Source organism: Ilumatobacter fluminis (genome assembly GCF_004364865.1).
GTDB classification, from domain to species: domain Bacteria; phylum Actinomycetota; class Acidimicrobiia; order Acidimicrobiales; family Ilumatobacteraceae; genus Ilumatobacter; species Ilumatobacter fluminis.
In genome coordinates this window covers 4,255,396-4,278,031 of sequence record NZ_SOAU01000001.1, presented here as the reverse complement: position 1 = coordinate 4,278,031, position 22,636 = coordinate 4,255,396, and the positions used below count along the sequence as shown (strand labels likewise).

Below are 22,636 nucleotides of genomic sequence, written 5' to 3'. Positions count from 1 at the left end.
AGAAATCTTCACGAACCCTGACATTGGGTGACGTGGGTCACCCGGTGCCGTGCCGGTCCGGTGACGACCGTCGGCTGCGGTGCGATCGGGCAGACTGGTGGCATGGCGATCGTTTCCGAGACCAAGTTGCCCGGCGTCGGCGTCCGCCAGGAGTTCTCCACCGCCCAGGGCAACATCATCGGCGTCCTCAACCATCACGACGGACGTCGCGACATCATGGTGTACGACTCCGTCGACCCCGACAAGTGCACCTCGATCCTGCACCTCGACCCCGACGACACCCGCACCCTGGCGTCGCTCCTGGGTGCGAGCCAGATCACCGAGAGCATGGGCGCCGTTCAGCAGGAGGTCGAGGGCCTCGCGTTCGAGTGGATGACGCTGCCCGCCGACTCGGTGGCCGTCGGTGCCACGATCGGCGACGGCATGTACCGCACCAAGACCGGTTGCTCGGTCGTCGCCGTGCTCCGCAACGGTACGTCGATTCCGGCGCCCGGTCCGGAGTTCGGCCTCGAGAGCGGTGACACGCTCGTCGCCGTCGGTACCGCCGAGGGCCTCGACCGCATGCGGGAGCTGGTCATCCCGTGATCGCCGCCGGCTCGGCGGAGGCGGCGCTCGCCTTCATCGAGATCGGCGCGGTGGTACTCGCGCTCGCGATCCTCTCCCGGTTCGCGTCGAGGCTCGGCATCTCCGCCGTGCCGCTCTACCTGCTCGCCGGTCTGGCGGTGGGCGAGGGCGGCATCGCGCAGCTCGACGTCACCGAGGACTTCATCTCGCTCGCCGCCGAGATCGGCGTGCTCCTGCTGCTGCTGGCGCTCGGTCTCGAGTACGACCAGGACGAGCTCCGTCACGGCTTGAAGACCGGCACCAGACCCGGGCTGGTCGACATGGTCGCCAACGCGATCCCGGGCGTCGCCGTCGGCCTGCTCCTCGGCTGGAGCCTGCTCGCATCGATCCTGCTCGGCGGTGTCACGTGGATCTCGTCGTCGGGCATCGTGTCGAAGGTGCTGTTCGACCTCGACCGGCTCGGCAACCGCGAGACGCCGTCGGTGTTGAACGTGCTCGTCATCGAAGACCTCGCGATGGCGGTCTACCTGCCGATCGTCGCCGCCCTGGTCGTCGGGGGTTCGGCGCAGGAGACGACCGTGAGTGTGGTCGTCGCCGTCACGGCGGTGATCGTCATCCTCGTGCTCGCGCTGCGCTTCGGCGACAAGCTGTCGGGGATGCTCGCCGGCGGCACCGACGAGTCGCTGCTCCTCGCCGTGTTCGGTCTCACGCTGCTGGTCGCCGGACTGGCACAGCGGATCGAGGTGTCCGGTGCGATCGGTGCGTTCCTCGTCGGTCTGGCCTTGTCGGGATCGGTCGGAGAGCGTTCGATGGAGCTGATCAGCCCGCTGCGCGACCTGTTCGCAGCGACCTTCTTCCTGTTCTTCTCGTTCCAGATCGACCCGTCCGACCTCATCCCGATGATCCCCGCGGCGATCGGGCTCGGCATCGTCTCGATCGGCGGCAAGCTCGTCACCGGCTGGTACGCCGCCGGTCGTGCCGGCGTCGCAGCCCGAGGCCGTGTCCGTGCCGGCACCGTGCTGATCGCACGCGGCGAGTTCTCGATCGTCATCGCCGCGCTCGGCTCGTCGCTCGTCGACGGTCCCGACCTCGAAGCCCTCGCCGCTGCGTACGTGCTGTTCCTCGCGATCGTCGGTCCGATCGCCGCTCGCTACGCCGACAGCATCCCGATCCCGGCCCGATTCATGGCGAAGCGACCCGTTCCGGCGACGACGTAGAACCCGTCGTCGTCACGGATGCCCGAGTGTCGATCGAGGACGTCAGACGGCGACGGCGGTCGCGACGCCGACGGGCGTGCGCATCGGACGGAGCGCACGGAGGTCGTCCGGACACGTCGTGGCCAGTTCTCGACAGTGTTCGACGTCGTGGGCGAGCTGCGCGACGAGGTCATCGATCGAGTCGAAACGAACCTGTTCCCGAAGGTGGTGCCACAGGACGACGGTGATCTCGGTGCCGTACAGATCGCCCTCGAAGTCGAGCAGATGGGCCTCCAGCAGGCGATAGCCGACCGTGCCGTAGAACGTCGGACGATTGCCGATCGAGACCGCAGCCAGGTGGCGATCACCGGCGACGTCGACCCAGCCGGCCCAGACGCCGTCGAGCAGGTCGTCGGTCTCGAGGGGCAGGTTGGCGGTCGGAAAGCCGATGGTCCGGCCGCGCTGATCGCCGTGTTCGACGACGCCGCGGGTCGCGATGACGGTGGGTCGTTCGGGTGCGTCCATGCGCCCACCGTAGAGAAGTTCCGTTAACAAAGCAAGCGCTTGGTTGTGAACGGAAGATGGCGAGTTCGTCTCAATCCGTTCTTGCGTCGAGCGCGTCCATCGACTAAACAAGCAGTTGCTTGGTTGCCGGAGGGGCGACCGACACTGCAGAGGGGGAAGACCTTGCAACGACATTCACGTTCCACGTTCGGGCGCCGCTTGGTCGGCATGGTCGCAGTCGGAGCGCTCGTCCTGGGCGCCTGCGGCGGTGACGATGACGACGACGCCGATTCGGACACCACCGAGGCGCCGGCCGACGAGCCGAGTGACGAACCCGCCGAGGAGCCCGCCGAAGAACCGTCGGAGGAGCCCGCCGAGGAACCCGCCGACGACGCGACCGAGACGACCGAGGGGTCGGAGACGACCGAGCCGATGGAGTCGTCGCTGCCCGCCGGCGAGTACAAGGTCGGCTTCCAGTCGCTCACGAGCGGCCCGGCCGCATTCGCCGGTGTACCGCTCGCGCAGGGTGCCCGCCTCGCCGTCAAGGAGATCAACGACAACGCACTCCTCGGTGAGGGCGTCACCATCGAACTCCTCGAAGAAGACGCCGGCGGCGATCCCGCATCGGCGATCGGCCACATCGAGAGCTTCTTGAACGACGACGTCTCGGCTGCCCTGTGCTGCGCCCTGTCGAGCGTCGCCGGTTCGGTCAAGCCGATCCTCGCCGACAACCAGACCGCCGGCATCGTGACCTCGGCGATCCTGCCCGGCCTCAACGAGCCGCCGTACATGTACCGCCCGGTGCTGCTGCTCGGCGACCCTGCCTACGGCGAGATGGTCGCCGGTCTCAACGCCGACGGTTCGCTCGCCAGCGCCACGATCGTCGTCACCGCCGACAACGACGGCATGGTGAACGAGGGTGTCGTCTGGGAAGCGGCCTTCGCCGACAACGGCGTCGAGGTGCTCGGCACGATCGACACCGCCACCGGTGACACCGACTTCAGCGGCCCCGCCACCCAGATCATCGACCAGAACCCCGACGTCGTCGCGCTGTCACAGCTCGGCCAGGAGGCGACCTTGATGGCCAAGGCACTGCGTGACCGCGGCTACGAGGGCCAGCTCGTCACCACGTACGGCATCAGCAACGAGGCCAACTACGAGATCGGCGGCGAGACGCTCGAGGGCATCATCTTCCCCGTCGCGTTCACCCCGCAGATGACCGACCCGGCCGCCGTTGCGTTCACCGAGCTCTACGAAGCCGAGTACGGCGAAGTGCCCGACGTGTTCGCCGCCCAGGGCTACACCGCCATCAAGATGGTGGCCGAGGGCCTCGCGATCGCCGGTGACGGCGACAGCGACGCCGTCGCCCAGGCCATGGCGACCATCACCGAGATGAGCTCGCCCTACGGCGACATCGTGTTCGAGAACGGCCAGGCGTCGCTCGCCGGCGAGACCACCTTCATGCAGTGGAACGCCGACGGCACGCAGTCGATCTGGACACCCTGACCCCCCAACGGAACCAGCGCCAACCCCATGTGGCCTGACGGCGGGCCGGGAGCAATCCCGGCCCGCCGTTCCGCGTCCCGGGTGCGGTGGTGGCGGGGTGTCACCGGGTCGGGTGTCGGAGGGAACGGCGACGGAGTCGACGTTTCCGGAGATCACCCGACTCCGGTGACGCGGGTGCGCGTCCGGGTCCTGTGATCTCCCGAAACGGCTCGGCTGAGCCTCGCCGTTCCGTCCGACACCCGACCCGGACCGCCGGTCAGTCGTCAGCGGCGGGGGAGGGGGTGGAAGGGGACGGGGGCGGTCGAGCCGTGGACTTCGAGGCGGCGCTCGGCGATCAACCAGTCGCCGTCGACCTGCTCGAGGCGATCGAGATAGCGACCGTGGATGACCAGTTGTTCGCCGGCCGGTTCGACGAGGGCGTGCCATGCCGTCACGTACGACGTCGCCCGTGCGGCGTCGTCGCCGAGATCGACCACGAGGTTGGTCAGCCGGTGGCTCGTCGCCGTCGCCGTGGTGCGCAGCCCGCCGAACAGTCGGGCGATCGCCTCGCGACCGGTCGCCGACGTGCGGGGCCCGTAGTCGACGACCGCGTCGACGGTGAACCGACCGACAACGGCCTCGATATCGCCACGATCCACTGCGTCGCAGTACGTGACGACGGTTCGCTCGATCGCCCGTCGTTGCTGGGCTTCGTCGTGTTCCATCCGGCGACCTCCAGGACGTCGATTCGACCGCTGTTTCGGACCGGTTCGGCTTGACATCAGGGTCCTTCGGCCCATACTCTACCAATCGCTTGGTTGGTCGCGGATCAGACCGCAACCGCCACCTGAGGGGGATGGCATGACGCTCTTCTTACAACAGCTGCTCAACGGGCTCGCACTCGGATCGACGTATGCGATCTTCGCCTTCGGCTTCGGCCTCATCTTCGCGACCCTGGGCATCTTGAACGTCGCCCACGGCATGTTCGCCTCGTGGGGTGCCCTGATCGCGCTCTGGTGTGTCGAGAAGTACGACCTCCCCTTCGCGTTGGCCGTCGTCGGCGGCGTCGTCGGTGCCGGCGTCATCGGCATCGCCGTCGATCGCCTCGCGTTCAACCCGCTCCGCAAACGCGACGTCGGCCTGCTCGGCACGATCATCACCAGCATCGGCGTCGCGATCGTCCTCGGAACGCTCGTCGATCGCTTCACCGATCACCGGTCGAAGCGCTTCCCCGTCGGCACCTTCTCCGAAGAACTGATCACCATCGGCGACCTCGGCCTCCAGTTCATCCAGATCGTCAACATCGTCGTGGCGCTCCTCCTCGCGTTCGGCTTGCACGTCCTGATGCGTCACACCCAGACCGGCGCATCGATCCGTGCCGTCGGCTGGGACCCGAAGTCGGCCACCATCTCGGGCGTCAACGCCGGCCGGATCATCCTGCTGACGGCCTTCCTCGCCGCCGCGCTCGCCGGACTCGCCGGCGTCCTGTCCGGCGCCGCCACCAGCAACATCTCTCGAGCGATGGGCGACGGCCTCCTCTTCAAGGGCTTCGCCGCCGTCGTCGTCGGCGGCTTCGGCGATGTCCGCGGCACGTTGGCCGGTGGCCTCCTGATCGGCGTCGCCGAGGTGTTGGGAGCCCAGTACATCTCGTCGAGCTTCCGTGAGGCGATCACGTTCGGCCTCCTGCTGGCGGTGCTGTTGATCAGACCCCGCGGCCTCTTCTCGGAACTCGAGCTCAAGCGAGCGTGACGATGCTGGCCATCGCAGACTTCCTCGTCGAGTACCGATCGACGTTCACGTTCGGCCTGATCTACGGGCTGTTCGCACTCGCCACGTATGCCTCGCTGTGGACCGGCGTCCTCAGCGTCGCGCCAGTCACCTTCGGAGCGTTCGGCGGATTCGTCTACGCCGCCCTGCAGCGTGATCACGATGTCAGCCTGTGGGTCGGCATCGCCGCCGGTGTGGCGGTCGGTTCCGTCGCGGCGCTCCTGTTCTCGTTCGTGATCCTGCGGCTGTCGAGCCACTACATGGCGATGGCGACGATCGCGATGGTCCTCATCACGCGAGTGTTCATCCTGAACCTGCCCGATGCGACGGGCGGCGCGAACGGAACCCCGCTCACCCGCCAGTCGACCCTGTGGATGATCACCCTGATCGTCGCGGTCTGCCTGTTCGTGTTCTGGCGACTCGACCAGTCGCGTTTCGGTCTCGCCGCCACCACCGTGCACGAAGACCCGGCTGCGGCGTCGACCCTCGGCGTCAACACGCGGCACATCCAACGGATCGGCTTCGTGCTCAGCGGCGCCGTCGGCGGGTTGGCCGGCGTGCTGATGGCCGACCAGCTCCAGTTCATCGGTCCGAACACCTTCTACGTCGATCTGGCGTTCACCATGCTCGCTGCCGTCGTGCTCGGTGGTGCGTTCCACTGGTTCGGCGCGATCGTCGGCGCCATGGTCTTCCGCTTCCTGCCGGAGATCCTGTCCGACTACATCGACGACGGGCACGAGATCGCGAACGGCATCCTGCTCGTCGTCATCATGATCTACATGCCCCGCGGCATCGTCGATCCACGCCGACGCAAGAAGCGTGAGCGGCCGATCTGGAAGCGCAAGAGCGACGTCGCCGAGCCGCCCGCGGCAGACCCGGCACCGACGACCGTCACCGAGGCGGTGGGATCGTGAACGCCGACAACGCCCACGCCGCGACCGGTCACGCGCAGGCCACCCACACGGTCGACGCCGACTCGGCCGCCCTCGACGTCCGCGGCCTGTCGAAGACGTTCGGTGGCCTCCGCGCCGTCGACGATCTCTCGTTCCGGGTCCCGCCACAGTCGATCTTCGGTCTCCTCGGACCCAACGGCGCCGGCAAGACCACGGTCCTCAACCTGATCTCCGGGCTGATCAAACCCGACCACGGGAGCATCACCGTGTTCGGCGACGAGATCGCACGTGAACCGGCGCACCGTGTGGCCCGCGCCGGCGTCGCCCGCACCTACCAGAACGTGCGCTTGTTCCCGGCCCTCACCGTCCTCGAGACCGTGATGACCGGCTTCTACCAACATCGCCAAGCGCAGCTGTGGCACTCGGTGTTGTGTCTGCCGTCGGAGCGTCGCGAACGTCGCGAGGTCGCCGAGCGGGCTCGCGAGCTGCTCGACCGCGTCGGCGTCACCGCGCCGCCCGAGCGTCTCGCCGAAGCGCTGCCCTACGGGGAGCAGCGACGGGTCGAGATCGCGCGAGCACTGGCCACCCAACCCAAGGTGCTGATGCTCGACGAGCCCACCGCCGGCATGAACGACGTCGAATCCGAGTCGCTCGGCCAGCTGATGTTCTCGCTGCGTGAGGAGGGCATCTCGCTCGTCCTCATCGAGCACAACGTGAAGCTCGTCCTGAAGTTCTGCTCCGACGCCGCCGTCATCAACTTCGGTGAGCTGATCGCCGAAGGCGACCCGCGTGCGTGTGTCGAAGATCCCGATGTCCAAGCCGCCTATTTCGGAAAGCAATCCGATGCTGAACGTCTCAACACTGTGCTCCGGGTACGGGGCGATCACGGCACTGACTGACCTGAACCTGGTCGTCCCGGCACGCGGCTTCGTCGCGCTGATCGGTTCGAACGGGGCAGGCAAGTCGACCGCGCTCAACACCATCTCCGGTCTCCATCCGGCCCGTTCGGGCAGCGTCACGCTCGACGGCGAGGAGATCCTGGGCAAGAAGGCCCACCAGGTCGTCAAACGCGGCATGGCCATCGTGCCCGAGGGGCGCATGGTCGTCGCGCCCCTGACCGTCGAGGAGAATCTCCGACTGGCCAAGGCCGTCGGCCGCAACCACGACACGTTCGACGAGCGGCTGGCTCAGGTGTACGACCTGTTCCCACGGCTCGCCGAGCGCCGCAAGCAGCACGCCGGCCTCATGAGTGGCGGCGAGCAGCAGATGCTGGCACTGGGCCGTGCCCTGATGACCGATCCGAAGGTGCTGCTCCTCGACGAACCGTCGATGGGGCTCGCCCCGGCGATCGTCGACGTGGTGTTCGCCGCGATCGAACGAATCCGCGAGCTCGACCTGGCGATCCTGCTGGTCGAACAGAACGCAACGTTGGCGTTGGCGATGGCCGACTACGCCTACGTGCTCGAACGTGGCCGGTTGGTGATCGAGGGCAAGCCCTCCGATCTCGCCGACTCGCCCGAAGTCATGGACGCATACCTGGGGTGATGTGGTGATGGACGTAGGAATGGTGCAGGTCTTCGACGGAACCGAGGGCCGAGGACTCGATCACGTGCGGGAGTACGCGACGACGGTGGAGGCACTCGGCTTCACCTCGCTGTGGGTGCCCGACCACGTGATCTTCTTCGACCAGTACGACTCGGCGTATCCGCACAGCGACGACGGCAACATCGATTTCAAGACCGACCAGGGTCTGCTCGAACCGCTGATGACCCTGATGGCCGCCGCGCTGGTCACCGAGAAGATCCGACTCGGTACGTCGGTCGACATCCTCACCGAGCGGCACCCGATCATCCGCGGTCGCGAGCTCGCCACGCTCGACGTCGCCAGCAACGGCCGCGTCGAGTACGGCGTCGGCAGCGGCTGGTCACGCGAGGAGTACGCGGCGATGGGGATCACGTTCGAGCGACGCGGCGCCCGACTCAACGAGTACATGGACGCCCTCAAGGCACTGTGGGGCGAGCATCGCCCGTCGTTCGACGGCGAGTTCGTCTCGTTCGAGCCGCTCATCTTCATGCCCAAGCCGGTGCGCGGCACCATCCCGATCGTGGTCGGCGGCAACAGCCCTGCGGCGCTGCGGCGGGTGGCGACGCGCGGCGACGGATGGCACGGCTGGCGCCTCGAACCCGACGAGCTGAAGCGGACGCTCGACGACCTGCACGTCCAACTCGACGAACACGGCCGCTCGCGAGACGACGTCAAGCTCAACGTCGGCATCCCGTTCAAGGGATCGCTCGACGAACTCGCCGAGTACGCGGAGATCTGCCGCGGGCTCGGCATCGACGAACTGATCATCGCCGCCGGTGTGTCACGCACCCGGTTCCGCGAACAACTGACCGAACTGGCCGACGCCGCCGGCGTCGCCGCCTGACCCACGACATCTCGAGGAGCAACCGTGATCGGACTCTGGAATCTCGCCCGCGCCAACCCGTCGCACGTCGCAGCGATCGAAACCGACACCGGGCGCAGCGTCACCCGTGGCGAACTCGCCGCGCGCACCCACCAGGTCGTGAACGCGCTCCGCGAGCGCGGCATGAAGGAGGGCTCGGTCATCGGCATCGTGCTCGAGAACGAGATCCCGTTCCTCGAGGTCTTCTTCGCCGGGCTCCAGGCCGGTTGGTACGTGGTGCCGTTGAACTACCACTTCACCAGCGACGAGATCGGCTACATCCTCGCCGACAGCGACGCCGAGGCCGTCGTGTGCTCGAAGCGGTACGCCGACACCGTGGCCGTCGCCGCCGAACGGGCGGGTATCCCGAACTCGATGCGCCTGTGCGTCGACGGGCACGAGGGCTTCGAGGACTACGACGCCGTGGTGGGCGCCGCCAGTGACGCCGAGCCCGACGGTCGCACCGCCGGCTGGATGATGACCTACACCTCCGGCACCACGGGTTCGCCGAAGGGCATCAAGCGTCCGCTCAGTGGCATGGATCCCGACGACGTGGGCGAGGTGTGGAGCCTGCCGATGCGGATCTTCGGCATCGAGGGCGATCGCCACATCCACATGCTCCAGTCGCCCGTGTACCACACCGCCGTCCTCGTCTACGCCAATGCGTCGGCCCAGTTCGGTCACACGATCGTGATGATGCGTCGCTGGGATGCCGAAGACGCCCTCCGCCAGATCGAACGCCACCGGGTCACCACCAGCCACATGGTGCCGACCCACTTCCACCGGATGCTGCAGCTCCCCGACGACGTGAAGGCCGCGTACGACCTGTCGTCGATGGAGTACGCCGTGCACGGTGCCGCACCCTGCCCGATCGAGACCAAGCGGGCGATGATCGAATGGTGGGGGCCGAAGATCTACGAGTACTACGGCGCGTCGGAAGGCGGCGGCACCACCGTCAGCCCGACCGAGTGGCTCGAGCGCCCTGGCACCGTCGGTGCCGCCTGGCCGAACGCCGACATCCGCATCTTCGACGCCGACGGCAACGAGGTGCCCCGTGGTGAGACCGGCGAGGTCTGGATGCTCGCCGGCGCACTCGACTTCGAGTACCACAAGAACAGCGAGCGCACCTCGTCGTCGAAGCGCGACGGCTACTTCACCGTCGGCGACGTCGGCTACATGGACGAAGGTGGCTACCTCTTCCTCCAGGGTCGATCGAGCGACATCATCATCACCGGCGGCGTCAATATCCACCCGTCCGAGATCGAGGGCGTCCTGATCCAACACCCGGCCGTCGGCGACGTCGCCGTGTTCGGCATCCCCGACCCCGAGTGGGGCGAACAGATCAAGGCCGTCGTCGAACTCGCCGGCGAGGCGACCACCGACGAGCTGCTCGACCACTGCAAGGAACACCTGGCTGCGTACAAGGCCCCGCGTTCGATCGACATCGTCGACGAGCTGCCGCGTGACCCGAACGGCAAGCTGTACAAGCGCCTGCTGCGCGACCCCTACTGGGAGACGGCGAACCAGGGATGACGGTCACCGGTCCGGACGCCGACGCCATCCGGGCGGTGCTGCACGACTACGCACGCGGGGTCGACGACCGCGACTGGAAGCGGGTCGAACGCTGCTACCACGCCGACGCCGTCGACGACCACGGCGTGTACGTCGGCGACCCCGCCGGGCTCGTCGCGCACTTCGACGAGCACCTCGCCGGTGTCTACGACGGCACCTTGCACGTCATGACCGGTTCCGACCTCCGACGCGTCGACGACACGACCATCGACTCGTCGACCCTGTGTCTCGCGCTCCATTGGCCGCCCGCCGGGTCGGGCGGACGGCACCTCGTGATGGTGGCCGACTACGACGACCGCTTCGAGCGACGCGACGACGCGTGGCGCATCGCCCGCCGCACCGTTCGCGTCCACATGGCCGAGGAGTTCGACGCCGCCTCCGAGGTGTGGCCGCTGCTCGACCGATTCCGAAGGAGCGAACCGTGAACCGACCGGCCGTGCTCGCCGACATCGTCCGCAACGGTTCCTCGCAGTGGCCCGACCGACGGGCGATCGTGTCCGACGAGCGCACCGTCACGTACGCCGAACTCGACCGGCGTTCCAACCAGGTCGCCAACGCGCTCGCAGCACGCGGCATCGGCCACGGCGACCGTGTCGGCTTCCTCTCGATGAACCGCATCGAGTATTTCGAGACGATGCTCGGTGCGGCCAAGCTCGGCGCCGTCACGGTGCCGGTCAACTGGCGCCTCGCGCCCGGTGAGGTCGGCGCGGTCCTCGATGACGCCGACCCGAGCGTGCTCGTGGTCGAAGGCGACCTGCTCGCACTCGTCGCCGATGCCCCGGACCGGCTGGCCGACCGGATCGTCGTGGTCGGAGCACATCCCGACGGTGACGGCAGGCCCTCATTCGACACGCTGGTCGACGCCGCTGCGGACGACGACCCGCTCGTCGACGTCGTCGACACCGACGTCATGTGGCAGCTCTACACCTCGGGCACGACCGGCCAGCCGAAGGGCGTCATGCTGATGCATCTCAACCTGCTGCTGACCGCGGACGGGCTCGCGGACGCCTGGCACTTCGACCCGGGCTGCGTCGTGTACGTGCCCTACCCGTCGTTCCACGCGGTCGGCACGGCCTGGCCGATCCTCACGATGTCACGCGGCGGCACCGTGCTGCTTCGTCGCGCGTTCGACCCGGCCGACTTCCTCCACCACGTCGACACCGAGGGCGTCACGCTCACGATGATGGTCCCGGCGGTGCTCAACATGGTGCTCGACGAGGCCGACGGCTCCGACGCCGACCTGTCGAGCTTGCGCGACATCGTCTACGGCGCCGCGCCGATCTCGCAGGCCGTGCTCGCCCGTGCGATCGAATTGATGCCCGGCTGCGAGTTCCACCACGCCTACGGCCTCACCGAATCGACCGGAACCGTCACCACGATGCAGTGGCACGAGCACCGTGTCGGTGAGGAACGGATGAAGTCGTGCGGGCGTGCGTTGCCGTGGGTCGAGATGAAGCTCGTCGACCCGAACGACGGTCGCGAGGTCGAGGTGCGCGAGGTGGGCGAGGTCTGGATGCGCGGGACGACCGTGATGAAGGGCTACCACGGCAAGCCCGACGAGACCGCCGACGCGATCACCGACGGCTGGTTGCACACCGGCGACGCCGGCTACCTCGACGAGGACGGCTACCTGTACCTGACCGACCGGGTGAAGGACATGATCATCTCGGGTGGCGAGAACATCTATCCCGCCGAGGTCGAGAACGTGCTGTTCGAACACCCGGCCGTCCGCGAAGCGGCCGTCGTCGGCATCCCGCACGAGCGGTGGGGCGAGACCGTGCTCGCCGTCGTGGTCCCCCGACCCGGCGCCCCGGTCGAACCCGACGAGGTCATCGCGTTCTGCCGAGAACGGCTGGCCCACTACAAGTGTCCGACCCGGGTCGAGGTGCGCGACGAACCGCTGCCGCTCAACCCGACCGGCAAGGTGCTGCGACGCGAGCTGCGGACCATCTACGACGGGTCCTGACGGACCGCCGAACGAGACGAGGAGCGAGATGAGAGCAGCCGTGTTCCGGGGCCCTGGGGAGTTCCGGGTCGAGGAGATCCCCGACCCCGAACCGTCGACCGACGGCATCGTGATCGCCGTCGACGCCTGCGGCGTCTGCGGGTCCGATCTGAAGACCTGGCGGAGTGGCCGGTTCGTCCGGCCCGGCCAGGTGCTCGGCCACGAGTTCTCCGGTCGCATCGTGTCGACCGGACGTGACGCGGGCGACCTGTCGGTCGGGGAGTACGTGACGGCGCTGCCGTACACCCCGTGCGGGGAGTGCGACCGTTGTCGGGAAGGTCGAACGTCGCTGTGCGACACCGCGCTGCTGTGCAGCATCGCGAACGGCGAGCCGGGCGGATTCGCCGAGTACCTCCACATCCCGCACGCCCGTCGTGACCGCACCGTGTTCGCGTTGCCCGACGGCATGGCCGCCGGGAGCGGGGCGCTCGTCGAGCCATTGGCGGTCGGGGTCCACGCCGTCAACCTCGCCGAACCAGACCAGGACGACGTCGCCGTGGTCCTCGGTCTCGGCACCGTCGGGCTCGCCGTGGTGCACGCCCTCGCCGCGTCGGGCGTCCGCAGCATCATCGCCACCGACCTCTCCGAACGACGCCGAGCCGCGGCCGCCGTCGTCGGGGCCCACGTCGTCGACCCGACGACCGACGACCTCGTCGACGTCATCCGAGAGCACACCGGGCCGGGTGCGTACCGAGCGCCCGCCGCGTGCGACGTCGTGTTCGACTGCGCCGGTGCCCACGGCCTGATCGACTCGGTCATGCCGTGCATCCGAGCCGGAGGAGCGCTGGTGCTCGCCGCCCTCCACGATCGCCCACTGCCGGTCGACGCGACCTCGGTCGTGCGGCGCGGGGTGCGCATCCTCGGTACCTTCGGCTACGACGACGACTTCGCCACCGCGGCACGCATGGTCGCCGACGGCACCGTCACCGCCGACTCGTTGGTGAGCCATCGTTTCGATCTCGACCGGATCACCGAGGGATTCGAGGCCCAGGCCGACGCCGACCAGTCGGTGAAGGTCCTGATCGAGCCGGGAGCGGCGCTGTGAGCGGCGACCGTCCCGTCGTCGTCGTCACCGGGGCCTCCCGCTCCGGCGGCATCGGCCTCGCGATCGCGGAACGATTCGCACGCGGCGGCTTCGACGTCGTCGTGTCCGACATCGGACGCCCGCTCGAGTCGTTCCCCGACTATCAGGTGCCGCCACCGACCGATCTCGAACTGGCCGCCGAACGCGTCGCCGAGGCCGGCGGCGGCACCGTTGTCGCCCATGCCTGCGACGTCACGAAGTCGGCCGAAGTCGACGCGCTCGTGGCCCGCGCCGTCGACGAGTTCGGCCGCCTCGACGTGATGGTGAACAACGCCGGCATCAGCCTCGGCCTGCGCCCGGTGACCGAACTCTCCGACGACGAGTGGGCGCGCAACGTCGACGTGATGGCGACCGGCACGTTCTACGGCACGCGCGCCGCCGCCCGGCACATGGCCGAGCACGGCGGCGGTTCGATCATCAACATGGCGAGCCAGGCCGGCAAGACCGGCTGGCCGTTGTTGAGCGCCTACAGCGCGGCGAAGTTCGCGATCGTCGGCTTCACCCAGTCGGTCGCCCGCGAGCTCGGACCCGCCGGCATCCGCGTCAACGCGATCTGCCCCGGCACCGTCGACACACCCTTGCTCGACCTGCCCGGCGGCCCGATGGACGCCTTCACCAGCCGCAGCGGCATCACCCGCGAGGAAGCCCGCAGGAAGCAGCAAAAGCTCATCCCGCTGCGTCGGTTCGCGGCGCCCGACGACATCGCCGAGGCGGCGTGGTACCTCGCATCCGACGCCGCCTCGTTCGTCACCGGAGAGGCGTTGAACGTCACCGGTGGAGAGGAGGTCCACTGATGGACGACCAGACCCTGTTGCGGATGTACCGCGACATGATGCGCGCCAGTGCCGCCGAGCGCTGGATCCTGCGCCTCGTCGACAGCGGCGACGCGATCGTGCTCTATCACTCGGGGCGCGGCCAGGAAGGCGTGATGGCCGGCGCGACCGCAGCGCTCGAGCGTTCCGACTACCTCTTCTACAGCCACCGCGGCGTCGGCCAGCTGCTCGCCAAGGGCGTGTCGGCCGTCGAACTGTTCGGCGACGTGCTCGCCACCACCGCCGGCTCGACCGGCGGTCTCGGTGCCGGCATCGTGCACACCGTCGATCCCGATGTCGGCGTGCTCGGGCAGAGCGGCACGGTCGGCGGCACCTTCGTGCTCGCCGCAGGGGCTGCGATGTCGGCCAAGTACCGCGAGAGCGGTCAGGTCGTCATGTGCATGTTCGGTGACGGCACGGCCAACCGCGGCACGTTCCACGAGGCCGCCAACGCCGCAGGCGCGTGGAAGCTGCCGGTGATCTGGCTGTGCGAGAACAACGGCTACGCCGTCTCGGTGCCGCTGTCGGAGTCGACGGCGGTCACCGATCTCGCGACTCGAGCCGCGGGATACGGCATGCCCGGCGTGATCGTCGACGGCCAGGACGCCGTCGCGATGCACGACGCCGTTTCGGAGGCGGTCGACCGGGCACGCGCCGGACACGGGCCGACCTTCATCGAGGCCAAGACGACGCGCTTCCGTGGCCACTTCGAAGGCGACCCGCAGCAGTACCGCACCGACACCGACCGTGAACAGTGGCGCGACCCGATCGAGCTGCTCGCATCCCGCATCCTGGGCGACGGCATCGCCACGCAGGCCGATCTCGACCGCATCGCCGAGGAGGCCGACACGGAGATGGGCGCCGCGGCCGAACAGGCGAAGCAGGCCCCGCTGCCCACCCGCGAACGACTCTTCGAAGGAGTGCTGGCATGAGGGAGATCACGATGGCGCAGGCCATCAACGAGGCCCTCGACGAGGAGATGGCCCGAGACGAGAACGTCTTCCTGTTCGGCGAGGACGTCGCCGGATTCGGCGGCGTGTTCGGCGTGACCAAGGGACTCCACGACAAGTACGGCAAGAAGCGGGTGTTCGACTCACCCCTGTCGGAAACGCTGATCGCCGGCGCGGCCGTCGGCGCCGCCATGACCGGCACGCGTCCCGTCGCCGAGCTCCAGTACTCCGACTTCGTGGGCATCGCGATGGACGAGGTCTACAACAAGGCGGCGAAGTGGCGGTACATGCACGGCGGCAAGTTGTCCGTGCCGATGGTCATCCGGGCGCCGGAGGGAGCGAAGGGTGGCGGCGGTGCCGAGCACTCGCAGTCGCCCGGTGGTCTGTTCCAGAGCGCGTTCGGCATGTACGTGCTGATGCCGTCGAACCCGGCCGACGCCAAGGGACTCCTGAAGTCGGCGATCCGAGACGAGAACCCGGTGCTGTTCCTCGAACACAAGGCCCTGTACAACCGGCGCGGTCCCGTGCCCGACGGCGAGCATCTCGTGCCGATCGGCCGGGCCGCGACGGTTCGCAGCGGCTCCGACGTCACCGTCGTCGCGTGGGGCAGCCTCGTGGGTCGAGCGGTCGCGGCATCGGAGCAACTCGCCGGCGACGGGATCGACGTCGAGATCATCGACCCGCGAGGGATCCGCCCGCTCGATCTCGACACGATCCTCGCCTCGGTCGAACGCACCGGACGCCTGGTGCTGGTGCACGAAGCACCCGGACCCGGCGGACCCGGCGCCGAGGTCGCGGCCGTCGTCGCCGAGCGGGCGATCGACGTGCTGGAGGGGCCGATCGCCCGCGTCACGACGCCCGACACCTACTTCCCGCAGAGCGTGCACCTCGAGCGGATGATGCTGCCGACCAACGACGACATCGTCGCCGCGGTGCACTCGACCTTCGTCTGACCCAGGAGGACTGCCATGGATCTGCTCTCGATGCCCCGCCTCGGCCAGACGATGGACGTCGGCGTGATCGTCGCCCGCCACGTCGATGCCGGCGCACCGTTCGCCGCCGGCGACTTGCTGTACACGGTCGAAACCGAGAAGGTCGAGACCGACGTCGAGGCCAAGACCGACGGCCGGATGCTCCGGTGGCTGGCCGCGGACGGCGAGGAGGTCGCCGTCGGCGCTCCCGTCGCCGTCCTCGCCCACGCCGGCGACCCGACCGACGATGCCTCGGTCGACCGCTTCCTCTCCGGCGACGCGCCGAGCTCGGTGCCCGAGTCGGCACCGGCGCCCCCGGCGAGTGACCTCCCGCCACCGCCGTCGTCACCGGCACCGACTGCGGCGTCCGGGCGGGTGCGCGCGGTTCCGAAGGCGCGGGCGATCGCCCGTGAGCACGGGATCGACCTGTCGACGATCGTGGTCGGCGGCGACCGTCCGATCACGGTGCCGGACGTCGAGGCCCACATCGCCCGACTCGCAGCGCCACCGGTTCCGCCCACACCGGCGCAGCCCGTCTCGAGGCCTGTCGCCCCGGTCGTTCCGGTTCCGGCTGCTCCGCCCGCTGCCGCACCACTGCCCGACGCGCCCGCCGGCGGCCCCGAGCCGATCCGGCTCGACGGCAACCGCCGAGCGATGGTGGCGTCGATGTCGACGAGCTGGTCGACGATCCCCCACTTCACGGAGATGATCGAGGTCGACGTGTCGTCGCTGCAGCGCGAACGTGCCCACTACGACGGCCCCGGCAAGGCGCCGACGGTGACCGCATATCTGATCCGTGAGTTCGCTGCGGCGTGTCGGGCCGTGCCGATGCTGCACGCCGGCCTCGTGGAGGGCGGCATGATCGAGCGTGATCAGGTCGACATGGCGGTCGCCGTCGACACCGATCAGGGCCTCGTCGCTCCCGTGATGCGCGGCGCCGACCGGCTCCACGTGGTCGAGATCGGCGAGCAGCTCCGCGATCTGGCCGAGCGCGCTCGGGCGCGCCGCCTCCAGATCTCCGACGTCGAGGGCGGGCACGTCGCACTGTCGAACCTCGGCGCCTACGGCGTCCAGGCGGGCACGCCGATCATCCCGCCCCGCCAGACGGCGATGCTGTTCGCCGGCTCGGTGGTCGAACGACCGGTCGTGGTCGACGGTGAGATCGTCGTTCGTCCGATGATGTGGTTGAGCCTCACGTGCGACCATCGTCTGATCGACGGTGCGACCGCCGCGAAGGCGCTCCAGGTGCTGCGTACCTCGTTCGAGGGCACCGGCGCATGAGTGAACGACGAATCGTCGTCGACTGCGGATCATCCAATTGAAGCAAGTGCTTGGTTGGTGTACGGTCATGATGCTCACCGGGAGCGGTGACGGAGAGGGGAATTGAGCGATGCGGTACGGAGTGGTCCAGATCGTCGACGGCGAACCAGGGCGCGGCATCGAGTTCGCACAGTCGACGGCGGTCGCCGTCGAAGAACTCGGGTTCGACAGCTACTGGGCGCCCGATCACGTGGTGTTCTTCGACGAGTTCGAGTCGGAGTATCCACACAGCGACGACGGCACGTTCGGGTTCAAGCAGGACCAGGGTCTGCTCGAACCGCTCATGGTGCTCCAGGCCGCCGCTGCGGTCACGAGCCGAATCCGGCTCGGCACCTCGGTCGAGGTCATCACCGAACGGCACCCGGTCGAGCGTGCCAAGCACGTCACGACGCTCGACCACTTCTCCGGAGGTCGCGTCGACTACGGCGTCGGCATCGGCTGGAACCGTGAGGAGTACGCCGCCGTCGGCGTCCCGTGGGAACGGCGCGGCGCGCGAGCCGACGAGTACATCCAGGTGATGAAGGCGCTGTGGACGCAGCACCGCGCCACCTTCGAAGGCGAGTTCGTCTCGTTCCGCGACGTCGTCGCATTCCCCAAGCCCGTCCAAGATCCGCACCCGCCGGTGCTGGTCGGCGGCATCTCCAAGGGTGCCATCCGACGCGCCGCCCGCTTCGGTGAGGGGTGGTACGGCTGGAAGATGACACCGGACGAGTTGCGCGACGGGCTCGCGCTGCTCGACAGCGAACTCGAGGCGGCCGGTCGCGACCGTGACGACTTCCGCATCGTGCTCGGCATGCCGCACTGGGGCGACACCGACGACCTCGCCCCGTACCTCGAACAGGTGGAGGCGCTCGGCGTCGACGAGTTCGTGCTGGGCCTCTCCATCCCGCGGCGCGACACCCGTCAGTTCCTCGAGAAGTACGCCGCTGCGCTGCCGCTCGGCTCCGACGCCGCCGTCTGATGATCGAACTCGGGCTGACCGCCGACGAGCAGGAACTCGCCGCCGACGTCGACGAGTTCGCGGTCGCCACGCTGGTCCCGATCGCCGAGGAGTTCGGCGAGCAACACGCCATCTGCCGCGACCTCGTCACGGCGATGGCCGACCGCGGCTACTTCGGACTCAACATCGCCAGCGAGTACGGAGGCCGCGGGAACGACCACCGCTACTCCACGCTGCTGTGCATCTTGCGTGAGCACCTCGGCTATCACGAGCCCGGCGTCGACTTCACGTTCGGGCTCCAGGGCCTCGGCACGGTCGCCATCGTCAAGAACGGTGACGATGCACAACGCTCGGCGATCCTGCCCGATCTCGTTGACGGCAAGAAGGTGTTCGCCTTCGCGGTGACCGAACCGCACGCCGGATCCGACGTGCGCGGCATGACCACGACGGCCGAACCGGTCGATGGCGGCTATCGCATCAGCGGCACCAAGACCTACATCTCCGGTGCGCCCGATGCCGACCTGATGGTCGTCGTCGCCCGCACGCCGGGGGCCGGCAGCGCCGGGTACTCGGCGTTCGTCGTCGACCCGTCCGAAGCCGGGGTCGAGGTGCGCCAGGACATCGAACTCGGGGCGCCGCACTCGATCGGCACGATCGTGTTCACCGACCACTTCGTCCCCACGTCGAGCCTCATCGGTGCCGAAGGAGACGGCCTCAAGGTCGCGCTCGGCACGCTCGAGGTCTACCGGCCGTCGGTGGGAGCGCTCGCCGTCGGTATGACTCGCAGTGCCTACGACCATGCACTCGAGATCGCACTCGAACGTGAAGTCGGTGGCCGCCGCCTCGCCGACCTCGAGGTGATCCGGCTCAAGCTCGCCCGCATGTGGGCCGACGCCACCTGGTGCCGAGCCCTGGTCTACCGGGCAGCAGCGACGCGCGACGCCGGCGAGCGTTCGGTCGTGCAGGCGGCGATGTCGAAGCTCGCCGCCACCGAGGCCGCATGCCGGGCCGTCTACGAGAGCCAACAGATCCACGGTGCTCGTGGCGTGACGGTCGGCTACCACGTCGAGGCGCTCGCTCGCCACGCACGCCAGGCGACCATCTACGAGGGCACGTCGGAGATCCAGCGCCTGATCATCGGTCGCAGCGCCGTCGAGCCGCCCACCGACGAGGCGACCGGGCCGACGGCGCACCTGCGACAGGCACTCGACTCGATCCGTGGGAGCGAGGTGGGCCGGGCGCTGCTGTCGAACGACAGCGTTCGAGCCCGGTTGGCGGATGTGTGCATCGCGCTCGACGCCGCCGACCTCGTCGCTGCGCAGGCCGACCGGCTCGCCGAGACGGCCGACGATCGGGCGGCCCGGTTCGCGCTCGTCGCCGAGCTCACCCTCGTCGACGCCACCGACTCGGCAGCGGATCTCATCACTGATCTGGCCCGACGCTCGCCCGACGTCGTCGTCGGTGGGACCGCCGACTCGCTCCGGCGCACCGCCGTCCGCTCGCCCGACGTGATCCTGCTCGACCTCGCCGATCTGCTCTGGTGATCGGCGCCATCCACGACCGACCTTCGGAGGAACGCCCATGAACGACACACTCGGCGACGTCCTGATCAACGCCTGCCGTCGATACGGCGACCGCGTCGCCCTGACGGGCCGCGACGGGATGCGCACCTACCGGCAGCTGCTCGACCGAGGGACCCGCCTCGCCAACGCGCTCCGAGGCTTCGGCCTCGAACCCGGCGACCACGTCGCCGCACTGCTCGAGGACACCGTCACTGCATTCGAGGTGTACGTCGGGTGTGCGATCGGCGGCTACCCGATCGTGCACGTCAACGACCGTCTCGTCGCCCGCGAGATCGACTACATCATCGGGGACTCTGCTGCGAAGGCGTTGGTCCACACCGACGGCCGCACTCCGGTGGTGAGCGAGCTCGAGTCGACCGCCGAGCTGCGCGCCGTGGTGACGATCGGTGACGATCGGGCACCGGGCGCTCAGGGCTACGAAGACCTGCTGTCCGCTGCATCGACCCTGTACGTCGACCCCCGACGCGGGCCCGAGGACCTGGCGATCCTCGGCTACACGTCGGGGACCACCGGCTTTCCGAAAGGAGCGATGGCCAGTCACCGCGCCGTCGTCGGCTGCATCAAGCTCATCCCGTTCGCGTACCGCCTGCCGATGTACGGGCGATGCGCGTTCACCGGGACGCTCTCGTTCGTCAGCGGCATCTGGGGCGTCATCCTCCCGCATCTCTATGTCGGAGGCACGGTCTCGTTCCTCATGCCGTACACCGTCGAGACATGGGTCGACCACATGATCGAGCACCGGTCGACGTTCACGTATGCGCCGTCACCGCTCGTCCCCGGATTCGTCGAACAGGCCACGCTCCGTCCCGAGGTGCTCACCCACCTCGAGTCGGTCCTGCATTCGGCGTCGCCGTTGCCGCCCGAACACGCCCGCCAGCTCGTCGACGTGATCGGTGAGCGGTACGTCGAGGTGTGGGGCATGACCGAGACCGTCGCGCCGCTCACGGTGACCGCCCGCGAGGACTGGCGCGGTGGCACGCCGGCGGACGACATCTACGCGAGTGTCGGCCGGCCGCTGGCGTCGGCCGGGGTGCGCGTCGTCGACTCCGACCGCAACCCGATCACCGACGGTTCCGTCGGCGAACTCGTCGTCGAAGCCGACACGATGTTCTCCGGCTACTGGGGCAACCCCGACAAGACGGCCGAGGTGCTGGTCGACGGTGAGTACTACACCGGCGACCTGGGTCGCCTCGACGATCACGGCTTCGTCTACGTGACCGACCGGGCGAAGGACCTCATCATCAGCGGCGGTATGAACGTGTACCCCGCCGAGGTCGAGGCTGTCCTGGCCGGCATGCCCGGCGTCGCCCAGGTCACCGTGATCGGCACGCCGCACGAGAAGTGGGGCGAGGCCGTCACCGCCGTCGTCGTGCCCGAGGCCGGCGCCGACCTGTCGGAGGAGGCGATCGCCGAGTACGCCCGCCGCGACCTCGCCAGCTACAAGAAGCCCACCAAGGTGCGCTTCGTCGACGACCTGCCGCGCAACGCCAGCATGAAGGTCCAGAAGCACCTCGTGCGCGACATGCTCGCCGACGATGAGTGACGCCACCGTCTCCACGGCGACCGAGTTCATCGACGCGCTCGATCGCAACGACGTCGACGCGATGCGCGCGCTCGTCGATCCGGACGGCGTCTGGTGGGTCGACACCGGCCTCGACCGGGCGTCCGGCGTCGACGACGTCGACCCGGGTGACGACCGACCGTGGCCGCTCCACGGCAACATGCGACTCGGCGACAAGCTCGACCTCTTCTCGGGTCTTCCCGAACGCTTCCCCGGCGGCGTCCGCCAGCAGCGGTGGCATTCGTTCGGGAGCAACGGGTTCGCCGTCGTCGAGGTCGACGGCGATGGGATGTACCAGGGAGAACGGCCGTACCGGAACCGGTACGCGTTCGTGATCGGCGTGACCGACGGTCGCGTCGATCTGGTTCGCGAGTACCTCGACACGGCGCACGCCGCCGACGTCTTCTCGGGCCGCCACCTCGATCGGTCGACGGAGGCGCCGGCCCCGGTCGCGACCGATGCGATCCCCGACGAGGCGCTCGCCGACATCGCACTGTCGTTCGTCGTCGGCGTCGCTGCCGCCGATCCGTCGATCATCGCGCCGCTGGCCGCGCCCGACGCCACGTGGTGGGCCGACTCGGGGGCGGATCGCGAACGCGGCCGCCGTGACGTCGAGCCCTATCGAGGCGACCGGGCGCCGCTCGTCGGCCTCGCCTCGCTCCACGACCGGATCAAGCATCTGCCGGGGATCACCCGGTCGTTCACCGGCGGGTGGACACTCGTGCCACGACGCGTGATCGTCGGCGACGGGTCGGTCGCCGTCGAAGCAGCGAGCGACGGTCTTCGAGCCGACGGCGCCCGCTACCAGAACCGGTACTGCTTCGTGCTCGATGTCGAACGAGGCCGCATCACCCAGGTCCGCGAGTACTGCGACACCCTCCACGCCTTCACCACCTTCGGCCTCCCCACCACCCCGAAGGCGTGAACAAACTGCGGAACTATTCCGCAGTTTGTTCACGCATTGGTCGGGTCAGGTCGGGTCG

22 protein-coding genes are annotated in these 22,636 nt (G+C 68.7%); 20 read left to right on the top strand and 2 right to left on the bottom strand.

Annotated features, from left to right (window positions below; translation table 11 throughout):
- Positions 1-102: 102 nt before the first annotated feature.
- Together BDK89_RS19370 and BDK89_RS19365 are read left to right on the top strand one after the other, a co-directional pair.
- Entirely contained in the window at positions 103-585 is a 483-nt protein-coding gene (locus tag BDK89_RS19370; RefSeq protein WP_133870521.1) for a cation:proton antiporter regulatory subunit, read from the top strand.
- The gene (locus BDK89_RS19365; RefSeq protein ID WP_133870520.1) at positions 582-1,781 is read left to right on the top strand and encodes a cation:proton antiporter; all 1,200 of its coding nucleotides are present in this window, start codon (positions 582-584) and stop codon (positions 1,779-1,781) included. Before BDK89_RS19370 ends, BDK89_RS19365 begins: the two co-directional genes overlap by 4 nt.
- A 42-nt stretch (positions 1,782-1,823) precedes the next feature.
- Here the strand turns inward: BDK89_RS19365 and BDK89_RS19360 are convergent, their stop codons facing one another.
- A complete protein-coding gene (locus BDK89_RS19360; protein WP_133870519.1) occupies positions 1,824-2,285 on the bottom strand; it encodes a riboflavin kinase in 462 nt (153 codons plus the stop codon).
- A gap of 162 nt (positions 2,286-2,447) precedes the next feature.
- On the opposite strand from BDK89_RS19360, the gene BDK89_RS19355 reads away from it, so the two are divergent.
- Positions 2,448-3,770: an ABC transporter substrate-binding protein gene (locus BDK89_RS19355; RefSeq protein ID WP_166657700.1), complete on the top strand. Its 1,323-nt coding sequence runs from the start codon at positions 2,448-2,450 to the stop codon at positions 3,768-3,770.
- A gap of 263 nt (positions 3,771-4,033) precedes the next feature.
- Here BDK89_RS19355 and BDK89_RS19350 read toward each other — a convergent pair whose 3' ends face one another.
- Positions 4,034-4,474, bottom strand: coding sequence for a nuclear transport factor 2 family protein (locus tag BDK89_RS19350; protein ID WP_166657699.1), 441 nt, complete (start codon positions 4,472-4,474; stop codon positions 4,034-4,036).
- 136 nt (positions 4,475-4,610) lie between these two features.
- Here BDK89_RS19350 and BDK89_RS19345 point away from each other — a divergent pair, with 136 nt between their 5' ends.
- The 17 genes from BDK89_RS19345 to BDK89_RS19265 all read left to right on the top strand — a co-directional run bounded on the left by BDK89_RS19345 (position 4,611) and on the right by BDK89_RS19265 (position 22,578).
- Entirely contained in the window at positions 4,611-5,498 is an 888-nt protein-coding gene (locus BDK89_RS19345; protein ID WP_133870516.1) for a branched-chain amino acid ABC transporter permease, read from the top strand.
- 2 nt (positions 5,499-5,500) lie between these two features.
- Positions 5,501-6,430 (top strand): branched-chain amino acid ABC transporter permease, encoded by a 930-nt coding sequence (locus BDK89_RS19340; protein ID WP_133870515.1) that lies wholly within the window; start codon positions 5,501-5,503, stop codon positions 6,428-6,430.
- The gene (locus BDK89_RS19335) at positions 6,427-7,308 is read left to right on the top strand and encodes an ABC transporter ATP-binding protein (protein WP_133870514.1); all 882 of its coding nucleotides are present in this window, start codon (positions 6,427-6,429) and stop codon (positions 7,306-7,308) included. The genes BDK89_RS19340 and BDK89_RS19335 overlap by 4 nt, the downstream gene beginning before the upstream one ends.
- Entirely contained in the window at positions 7,253-7,954 is a 702-nt protein-coding gene (locus tag BDK89_RS19330; protein ID WP_133870513.1) for an ABC transporter ATP-binding protein, read from the top strand. Before BDK89_RS19335 ends, BDK89_RS19330 begins: the two co-directional genes overlap by 56 nt.
- Before the next feature lie 7 nt (positions 7,955-7,961).
- Entirely contained in the window at positions 7,962-8,837 is an 876-nt protein-coding gene (locus BDK89_RS19325; protein WP_243839263.1) for an LLM class F420-dependent oxidoreductase, read from the top strand.
- A gap of 24 nt (positions 8,838-8,861) precedes the next feature.
- The gene (locus BDK89_RS19320) at positions 8,862-10,388 is read left to right on the top strand and encodes an AMP-binding protein (RefSeq protein WP_133870511.1); all 1,527 of its coding nucleotides are present in this window, start codon (positions 8,862-8,864) and stop codon (positions 10,386-10,388) included.
- Positions 10,385-10,852 (top strand): nuclear transport factor 2 family protein, encoded by a 468-nt coding sequence (locus tag BDK89_RS19315; RefSeq protein ID WP_133870510.1) that lies wholly within the window; start codon positions 10,385-10,387, stop codon positions 10,850-10,852. Before BDK89_RS19320 ends, BDK89_RS19315 begins: the two co-directional genes overlap by 4 nt.
- Positions 10,849-12,393: a long-chain-fatty-acid--CoA ligase gene (locus BDK89_RS19310; protein ID WP_166657698.1), complete on the top strand. Its 1,545-nt coding sequence runs from the start codon at positions 10,849-10,851 to the stop codon at positions 12,391-12,393. The genes BDK89_RS19315 and BDK89_RS19310 overlap by 4 nt, the downstream gene beginning before the upstream one ends.
- A gap of 28 nt (positions 12,394-12,421) precedes the next feature.
- Positions 12,422-13,477 carry a zinc-dependent alcohol dehydrogenase gene (locus BDK89_RS19305; protein WP_133870508.1) on the top strand — a complete coding sequence of 352 codons (1,056 nt, stop codon included), beginning with the start codon at positions 12,422-12,424 and terminating at the stop codon, positions 13,475-13,477.
- On the top strand, positions 13,474-14,310 hold the full coding sequence (locus BDK89_RS19300) for an SDR family NAD(P)-dependent oxidoreductase (protein WP_133870507.1): 837 nt from the start codon (positions 13,474-13,476) through the stop codon (positions 14,308-14,310). The genes BDK89_RS19305 and BDK89_RS19300 overlap by 4 nt, the downstream gene beginning before the upstream one ends.
- Complete coding sequence (locus BDK89_RS19295; RefSeq protein ID WP_133870506.1) at positions 14,310-15,260, top strand: thiamine pyrophosphate-dependent dehydrogenase E1 component subunit alpha; 951 nt, start codon at positions 14,310-14,312, stop codon at positions 15,258-15,260. The genes BDK89_RS19300 and BDK89_RS19295 overlap by 1 nt, the downstream gene beginning before the upstream one ends.
- Complete coding sequence (locus BDK89_RS19290) at positions 15,257-16,231, top strand: alpha-ketoacid dehydrogenase subunit beta (protein ID WP_133870505.1); 975 nt, start codon at positions 15,257-15,259, stop codon at positions 16,229-16,231. The genes BDK89_RS19295 and BDK89_RS19290 overlap by 4 nt, the downstream gene beginning before the upstream one ends.
- Before the next feature lie 15 nt (positions 16,232-16,246).
- Positions 16,247-17,530, top strand: coding sequence for a dihydrolipoamide acetyltransferase family protein (locus BDK89_RS19285; RefSeq protein ID WP_133870504.1), 1,284 nt, complete (start codon positions 16,247-16,249; stop codon positions 17,528-17,530).
- A gap of 109 nt (positions 17,531-17,639) precedes the next feature.
- On the top strand, positions 17,640-18,530 hold the full coding sequence (locus BDK89_RS19280) for an LLM class F420-dependent oxidoreductase (RefSeq protein WP_133870503.1): 891 nt from the start codon (positions 17,640-17,642) through the stop codon (positions 18,528-18,530).
- The gene (locus tag BDK89_RS19275; RefSeq protein WP_133870502.1) at positions 18,530-20,053 is read left to right on the top strand and encodes an acyl-CoA dehydrogenase family protein; all 1,524 of its coding nucleotides are present in this window, start codon (positions 18,530-18,532) and stop codon (positions 20,051-20,053) included. The genes BDK89_RS19280 and BDK89_RS19275 overlap by 1 nt, the downstream gene beginning before the upstream one ends.
- A 37-nt stretch (positions 20,054-20,090) precedes the next feature.
- Complete coding sequence (locus BDK89_RS19270; RefSeq protein WP_133870501.1) at positions 20,091-21,635, top strand: class I adenylate-forming enzyme family protein; 1,545 nt, start codon at positions 20,091-20,093, stop codon at positions 21,633-21,635.
- Entirely contained in the window at positions 21,628-22,578 is a 951-nt protein-coding gene (locus BDK89_RS19265) for a nuclear transport factor 2 family protein (protein WP_133870500.1), read from the top strand. Before BDK89_RS19270 ends, BDK89_RS19265 begins: the two co-directional genes overlap by 8 nt.
- Positions 22,579-22,636 lie beyond the last annotated feature (58 nt).